Source organism: Thiolapillus sp. (assembly GCF_048562965.1).
Lineage (GTDB): Bacteria > Pseudomonadota > Gammaproteobacteria > Chromatiales > Chromatiaceae > Thiolapillus > Thiolapillus brandeum_A.
This window is the reverse complement of the sequence record NZ_JBHNMF010000546.1, coordinates 1-2,105: the sequence shown is the minus strand read 5'-3', so window position 1 is coordinate 2,105 and position 2,105 is coordinate 1. Positions and strand designations below refer to the sequence as shown.

General features: G+C 55.5%; 3 protein-coding genes. All 3 read left to right on the top strand.

Annotated elements, in window-relative coordinates:
• Positions 1–219, top strand: a 219-nt coding sequence (locus tag ACOCD2_RS17500; RefSeq protein WP_419623226.1) for a hypothetical protein, incomplete at its 5' end; no start/stop codon positions are given.
• A complete protein-coding gene (locus ACOCD2_RS17495) occupies positions 216–1,385 on the top strand; it encodes a hypothetical protein (protein ID WP_293647288.1) in 1,170 nt (389 codons plus the stop codon). The genes ACOCD2_RS17500 and ACOCD2_RS17495, both read left to right, overlap by 4 nt.
• Positions 1,386–1,443: 58 nt before the next feature.
• A partial coding sequence (locus tag ACOCD2_RS17490) for a mannose-1-phosphate guanylyltransferase (protein WP_305800596.1) occupies positions 1,444–2,105 on the top strand: 662 nt, incomplete at its 3' end.

Below are 2,105 nucleotides of genomic sequence, written 5' to 3'. Positions count from 1 at the left end.
AGCAGGCGGGTAAGACGTGCGCTGCTTTCCTTCGTGCTACTGATTTCTCTTATCATTGCCGTAATATTCTTATTGTCTTCCAATGGAAGATGGCTAAGAGATAGCACGGCATTCTCTCGCTTACTATTACAAGTTCCGCCACCACTGGTCTTTGTCCTGCTGATCGCATGGCGGACTGTTTTTCCGCCACGTAAGGAATCACAAGAGTCCAGTAAATGAAATACCTACGCCGCTTCCCCATGGCCAGTGCCCTGCTGATTGCCCTGCTGGTGATCATCTGTGCCTCTCTGAATGTTGTGTACATTCGCGAAACACCTGCAGCCTTCAGCGGGCAATCCCTGCGGATACCGCTGGAAGCCTTCAGCATTGTCAAAGGCAGCGGAAAACGGCAGCCCGGCGCGCTCACCGTCAACGGATACACCGGCGGCAAAACCATCATCAGCAACCTTCAGGGACTCAAAAGCAGTGCTGCTTACCGTTATGTACGATTCCGGCTGACGCCCGACAAACTGATCGATACGCTGCCTCTTTTCTTCTGGCGATCTGCGGATACCGGCAAGCTGCACAGCATGGCGCTGGAAGAAAACCTGCTGGACCATGTCGACCTGAAACAGGCCGAAGGATGGGGTGGTGCCATTTCCGAATACGGATTCATCTTTACTGAAAGCGACGGCCGCTCCTGGCATTTGCAGGCCTTCACGTTCGCTCCGGATACCCTGACACAAGCGCTGCTGAATATACTTTCAGATTGGCTGGAGTTTGAAGTCTGGTCACAGCATTCTATCAATTTTATCTATGGTGGAGCCTCAGACAAACAGCTGTCTCCTGTCGTACTTGCCGGCAGCTGGGTGCTCCTGACCCTGCTCATCTACAGTCTCATCATGTGGAGAAAAAAGCAGCCCCTGAGCGCACGCAAGGTCGCTGCGGTGCTGCTGTCCGGCTGGATGCTGCTCGATGCCCGATGGCTGCTCAATCTCTATCAGCAGATGCAGCTCACCCGCGATACCTATGCAGGGAAATCACTGTCTGAACAGTACCAGGCCGGTCTGGACGCCGAATACTACCGATTCTTCGAACGCATGAAAAAGGAAGTGCTGCCCGAAACACCGCAGTTTGTCTATGTTCTCGACAACAGAACCGCTTATTTCCGCGCCAAAACGCCCTGGTTTTTGGCACCTCACAATGTATTCAACGTGGACAGTTATCCAAGGCCCGAGTATGCGAAGAAAGGCGGCTTCATACTGATCCTGCATCCTGTGCCTGGACTCAAGTACGACCCCGGTACCCGTTCACTGCGCTGGGGGAAGAAGGAAAATCTGCCGGTTTCCCCCGTATACCTCGATCCGCTTGGCGCCCTCTATCAGATCCGGCCGCCTGTAAACTGACATCCTGCCTGTGATACATTACGGACACTTCGACAAATCTGGCCCAGAACACGACATCATGATTCCGGTTATTCTTTCCGGCGGCTCGGGTACACGGCTGTGGCCCGTTTCCCGCAAGACCCACCCCAAGCAATTCTGGCCACTGCTGTCTGAAGACAGCATGCTGCAGGAAACCTGCAACCGGCTGAATTCCTATACCGGCGCAAAAGCTCCCATCGTGGTCTGCAATGAAGAACACCGTTTTTTTGTCGCCCACCAGCTGCAGTCATGCTCCCCGGACAATCCGGCCATCATCCTGGAGCCTGTTGGCCGCAATACGGCGCCTGCAGCAGCCGTCGCCGCCCTTCATGCCCTGAAGCAAGGCACGGAAGAGGATCCCGTGCTGCTGGTGCTTCCCGCGGACCACGTGATCAAGGACCTTGCCGCGTTCCATGCCGCACTCTCTGAGGCTGAACAGCTGGCACAGCAGGGACACCTGGTGACTTTCGGCATCGTTCCCGGCGCGCCGGAAACCGGCTACGGTTACATTCAGAGCGGTGACAGGCTGTCGGCGGATTCCCCCGCCATGAAGATCAGCCGTTTCGTGGAAAAACCGGACCGTGATACCGCCGGGGAATACCTGACTTCCGGCGACTATTTCTGGAACAGCGGCATGTTCGTGTTCAGGGCTACCCGCTATCTCGATGCACTGGCGCAGTTCGCTCCCGGTATTCTCGAAGC

Coding starts and splice junctions, on each gene's coding strand:
- ACOCD2_RS17495 (WP_293647288.1), top strand. CDS start 216: ATGAAATACCTACGCCGCTTCCCCATGGCCAGTGCCCTGCTGATTGCC.